2 protein-coding genes are annotated in these 5,664 nt (G+C 36.5%); both read left to right on the top strand.

Translation table 11 applies throughout. From position 1 onward, the window contains the following. Positions 1-610: 610 nt before the first annotated feature. A complete protein-coding gene (locus tag ACFIKQ_RS08830; RefSeq protein ID WP_375656291.1) occupies positions 611-892 on the top strand; it encodes a hypothetical protein in 282 nt (93 codons plus the stop codon). Between the two features lie 1,675 nt (positions 893-2,567). Continuing rightward, positions 2,568-3,530, top strand: coding sequence for an abortive infection family protein (locus ACFIKQ_RS08825; protein ID WP_375653339.1), 963 nt, complete (start codon positions 2,568-2,570; stop codon positions 3,528-3,530). Positions 3,531-5,664 lie beyond the last annotated feature (2,134 nt).

The following is a 5,664-nucleotide window of genomic DNA, read 5'->3' as shown; positions in this document are numbered from 1 at the left end:
AGGATACTTTCATGCTTTAAAACTTCTACCTCTAAAGCAAACACATAAAAAGCTGCACACATGATGCAGCTTTTTTTTGCAAAATTTTCTTGATTTTTCATGCTTTTCAGCACAATCAAATTTTTCGACATCCACGTAAAGCTTTTATAATCATGAGAAACAAGCTTCAAAATAAAAGATTTTTTTTCAACAATTCTATTTTTTTATGTTTTTTCTTTAAGAAATTTCTTAAATGAAGTGTTGACTCCATAGATTATATATATGCGTTACAGCGTAACAAATATGCGACTATTGCTCTATTTTTGCCATTTAAACCAAACGAATATCGCAGAAACATATTCCGCTACAATCAACAACTTTTCTTAATATGGAAAGCATATCAATCTTATATCTCATGTAAGAGGGAGCATTATGCGGTTAATATTTCATCCACGTACAATATGAGAGAATAAGGTGAAATTTCTCTGATACAAAGGGAATACCAACCTACCAAATTATCTATTCTCAACAAAGTAACACTCTCACCGCTTCAATACCAGTATATTAGTTTGAATATACGAACACAATTTACATTCTAGATTAAATGTATCAAATAAATAATAAACACAACATGCTATATAGGCTGGATTCCATCGATGCTTATGAACAAACGCTTATAAAGCAGATTGAAGTCGCCTCTATTGAAGTAAAAGATGGACAAAACAAACTGTATTTTGTTGTGGAAAGCAAAGGAAGTATTTTCGAAGACATGTTGCACGATCTGGAAGAAGTAAAAATCCATTGCGGTCGTGAATATTTCAAAGCTTTGGGAGAAAATACCCAATATATTGTTTCTGATAATTATCAAACTTTTATCGATCAAGTACTTCAAAAAGATACCATAACAACTTGAAAAAATGTTTGGGCTATGGAAACAGCCTTCCCCTATTGTTTATAAAATGCAATTTTTTCCTACTCTATAATTTACAAGCTCTTCCTTATAACCGATTTTAATTTTTATTAAACGATTAAGAGATTGTCGAACATTTTCCAGAAAGAGCTGCACATTTAAGAAAAGAAAATTATAAACTATTGAGAATACATTTGGCACCCAAACAATATCGCTGCATTTTTACTGTTTTGCCTCACACTCTCCTTATCGCATAAAGAAAAGGGCTCAGATTTATGATATGCTTTGTTTGAACGCCTTCTCAATAACATTTTCAATGGCTTATAAGATCATAGAGTAGTTTACCACTTTTCGAGAAACCAACACACTGAGACCTTGACCACAACCTTCGTTATTTTTATGAAAGAACACTAAACCAACAAGCTCCTTAAACTCTAAAATTTGGCCATCTCCAGTAACGTGGGGTGTTTATCAACATCATGCTTCCTTTGTGCTCTTGGACACCTCTCAAAACCTCTTGAAATATGGGATTCTCTGTTGGTATCTTTGCAAATATCCACGAAAATTAAGCACGCGTTTCAATGCGGAATAGTCCCATAAACACACTAACAGACACCCCTACAGCACCAGCATAGAATATGGCATCCCGCCCCCGCCCGCCAAAATGCTGCCCCTCTTCTGCCACGCATCGCGATGTGGAAAATAGCACTGTGCTGCAAACTTGGTGATGTTATTCACCCCATTTAAACCTCCTTGAATCGCTATGCTTGCATAACCGCAACAGGTTCAAATGAAGATGAAGCGACAAAAACATCTGGTAAAGCAGCCTCTCTCTCCATTCCATTGTGAACTGTCATCACAAATCTTCTCCTCTTTAATAAAAAAGCCTTCTCTCATTGAGGGGAAAATTTTTAAAAATATTGAAAATCATGAAGCACGATGACAGACAGCAAACCATCTCTAAAAAGGCTGTTTTTTTACTTTTACAGTGTGCTCTGAGATTTGCTTAAAATTTCCCCGCCTTTAAATTTTCCTTATAAAATTTACGGTAAAAGAAGCTTTTCAGAACTCTTTTACACATAACTTCATTGCTTCAAGTTCCCTTACAGACACGATAAACGTCTATATTTCCATCTACCAAGTGTGCAAGATTAACAGCGGATATAATGAAAACAGCCTTTTTATAGAAAACCGTAAGCTTTAACGGAATAAACGAAATTGGTAAACCGATCCCCTACCCACTTGTTCTCTCTACCGGTTATGCGAACAAAGAACCCCATCTGCTCTTTCTGACAAGTAAAGAACTGTGCCAACATTTGGTAATATACCATTGTTGAAATTCTTGTCACAAAGCCTTCCTTTCAGGGATTATGCGTATTGCCTGCTTCCTTCTCTCCAATAAACAATCTATCAATAAAGAATGTTATTGCAGTTACAATAATACAAAATTATACTTCTATTCTCATTCTATATTTTTCGAATTATCACACATTATCCATCCCCCTCACTGCTATAACAATGAAAGGAGAAAAAATTAAAACACAATATAGTATTTCTCTTTCACAAATCTTATATAAGCCACAAAATTGTTGCGCGACCTTCTATGCAAGGTCAGGCAATAAAATCATATTCTAAAAACCACTCCACACACCACTTTTTGATATTATAAAGCCATAAAATGCAATTATCATCTCCGCAAAAAATCTCTCAGAAAAACACTATTCCTCCTGCAATCATTGGACTACTTCCTCCAATGTTTGCGCACCATTATACGCATAACGAGTTAGATGACTTGTTTATTGCATCATTTGCTCCTCCTGAGGTTCCAGAAGGTACAAAAATCCAAAAAGTTAAAGCGTGGCTACGTGCAATCAATTCTCAATGCGAAGAACCACTTGAAGTCCTTGGTAACTTGCTTGGGGATTTTTTGGAAAAAGAATATTATGACCCAGACCCAAGCGGATTCAATCCACCATTATATGAAAAAATTTTACAGTTACAAAAAGATAAACATACAGTTTTAGAAAAGTTAAAGGAGTATGACTTGGGATATCAGCGTGGAGGGCATATTATCAAGAATGAGCTGACCTCCACACAAGAATTGCAAAAAGCAGGTCTCCTCTCTACAGAAGAGCTAAAAAAACTTATTGCAGAGAAAAAACTTTCAGCAGTAGAAATCGAAATAAATAGAGCATTAGAAAATATAGAAAAAGATCCAAGGGGGGCGGTTCTATTTGCAGCAAATCTGTTGGAAGCCTCTTGCAAAGCTTATCTCGACCACCATTCTATCCCATATGCAGAAAACGCCCGTAATAATCTGCCCGCTTTATGGAAACAAGTCGTTAAGAAAGCCAAGACCCATCCCGAAGATATGAAGCAAGAAAACTTAAAAAATCAAGATCTAGATGAAAAAGACTTAAAAAGTCAAGATCTAGATGAAAATGGCTTAAAAATGATCGCATCCGGTCTGTATCAAATCGTTAGTGGTACTATGAATTTAAGAAACAAGAAAAGTGCAGCGCACGGCCGCTCAGAAAAAGATTTGGAACTAATCAATCTCAAACCTCACCATGCGCGCTTAACTTTTAATGCCGCACATTCTCTCTCAATGTATATCTTAGAGCTCATAGATCAGCCGTAATAAAAAAGAGCACTATTCTTACATGCCATAACCATTTTCTCTTTACAGGCTTTTTGCTACCAACATAATGCTTTACCCTTTACAAAACACTCTTTGCAAATAATCGGGGTATCGTTACGATCATAGGCATTTTAGGTTTTGTCTTTTAAGACAAAAGGCTAGCAAAGCCTCCACTCCATGCATGTTTGTCTTTTTTATCGCAAAACAACATCATTTTCATCAAAAGCCTATCATAACATTTTATATTTCGAGCTAAGAGCAAGAGCAAATTTTCTTAAAATCATTTCTTATCTTTAAGACTTAAGAGCGCTTCCCATCCCCCCCCGACATAACCTTCTCTATAGCTTATAAAACCCAATATTCCTATAGCGGGATAAAATTTAGTGATCACGCACTCTATAACTTCCCCTTCCCCACTGCCAGCTTCCATTCAAACATTAGTACCCATGGCTGCAAAAGCAAAAAGCCAGCCCTTCTTTTTCTCACGCCAGAATGTTGATTTTTCTTAAAGATTTCCGCCCCTTTAAAAAGATTGTGTGCCATGACGAAGAGTTTGGCTTGCGTTTTTCATTGGAAGCAAGTTTTGTAGCTTTTTTATGATATTAAGATAGAGGTAAGCTGGAAGCGTTTTTTTCACCTTCTCGCCATTTTTTATCTATGGATAGAGATGTTCCGTTTTTTCTCAAGCCAAATTGCAGATATAAGACAGTTTTTTTCTGAAAGACGAGGATATCTGAAAATTTTGGAGAGGACTTTGATTATTTTTGGTTATGTTTGTAGGATTTTTTGGGGCTTCTGGAATAAGATCGTAAACGATTAGTTTCAGGGAAGAATTGGGAAGTTTGCATTTTAGAGAGGCAAAGCTCAGTTTTCAAATTTCAAACTCCAACAACATGTTTTTTAGCTTATTTTTAAGCATCTAGAATAAAGGTTTATTTTGAAATCGCTCTAGTGATGGACGCAATGATAGCAATAAGATTTTGTCTAAAGCAGTTAGCTTTTTTGTCTTCAATTTTTTTAAAGGATTGGATTGTGCGTTTTTGTCTCACACCATTTGCCACCCATGGGTTTTCTCCCTCCTGACATTGAGCAAAACTGATTGTCCAATCAGGATAAAGTCGCCAGCTACCTAGCCCTCTCGTTGGTCATCTCACAAATGTGTTGCGCATCCCGCTTGGAGCGTTGATAACACTACCTCATCACTTATATGCCCATGAGTTTATAAGCGTTTTGACAAATCAATGGTTCATCGCTCCCATTTACTCTAGAGCACAGGATGCGTGCGTTGTGTAAAATAAGCGTGGTAGGACTACTATAGCTCTTTTTTGGAAGGATTGGTTTTAAGTGTAGGGTGATAGAAATCTCTTGCTATTTTTATGCACTTTACGAAGAGCTTGATGGGATATTTTTAAAGTCTCTAGACTGAGGTAATGCACAAATAGTTTCAGAGAAGGATTGGGAGGTAGGATTTTAAGATAGAAAGGTGAGTTCAACTTTTTAGTGGTATGTCTATATGAGCCATTGCATTTTTTAGAAAGGGAATATTTTCAAGCCACCCCATTCCCTCACTGTAGCTTTATGGGTGTTTAGACTCTCGTACGTTTTATCCTTCTTCCATGGTGCTTCCATTATGATCCATCTAGAATGAAGGTTTATTTTGAAAGTTCTCTCGTGAGAGACAAGATGGTAGCAATAAGACCTTTTCCTCATATAGCAACCTGCTTGGCAAGGATGCACCTTGGATGTGATATAGACGGACAAATATAGTATGGGTGATGGTGCCTTTTTTTCTCAAGTTAATTTGAGAGGCATCGGAGAATTTTTGAGACCAATCTAGGTTGAGCGCTATTTTTTGCACTCTTTTTAGAGAGGGAAGATTTTCAAGTCCCCCCTTCCGTCATAGTTTTATGGGTGTTTAGGCAGTTTGTACGTTTTATCCTTCACGCATAGTGCTCTCGCAACTTCTATAAAGCCGCAAGCCTATACAGCTCAAGTGGGGAAGTTTGAGTGAAGACTTATTCTATAACATTTTCGGGTACGTGTATTTTTATATTTTTACGTTTTATCATGAGCGCAGTGTCATGTTCAGATGACATGTGATTTTTATGGAAGTCATTAGTTTTGGCACTTTGGT

It is taken from the genome of Bartonella sp. MR63HLJHH, assembly GCF_042194155.1.
GTDB lineage: Bacteria > Pseudomonadota > Alphaproteobacteria > Rhizobiales > Rhizobiaceae > Bartonella > Bartonella grahamii.
Note: the sequence above shows the minus strand (reverse complement) of the source record. Positions and strands in the feature narration are given on the sequence as shown.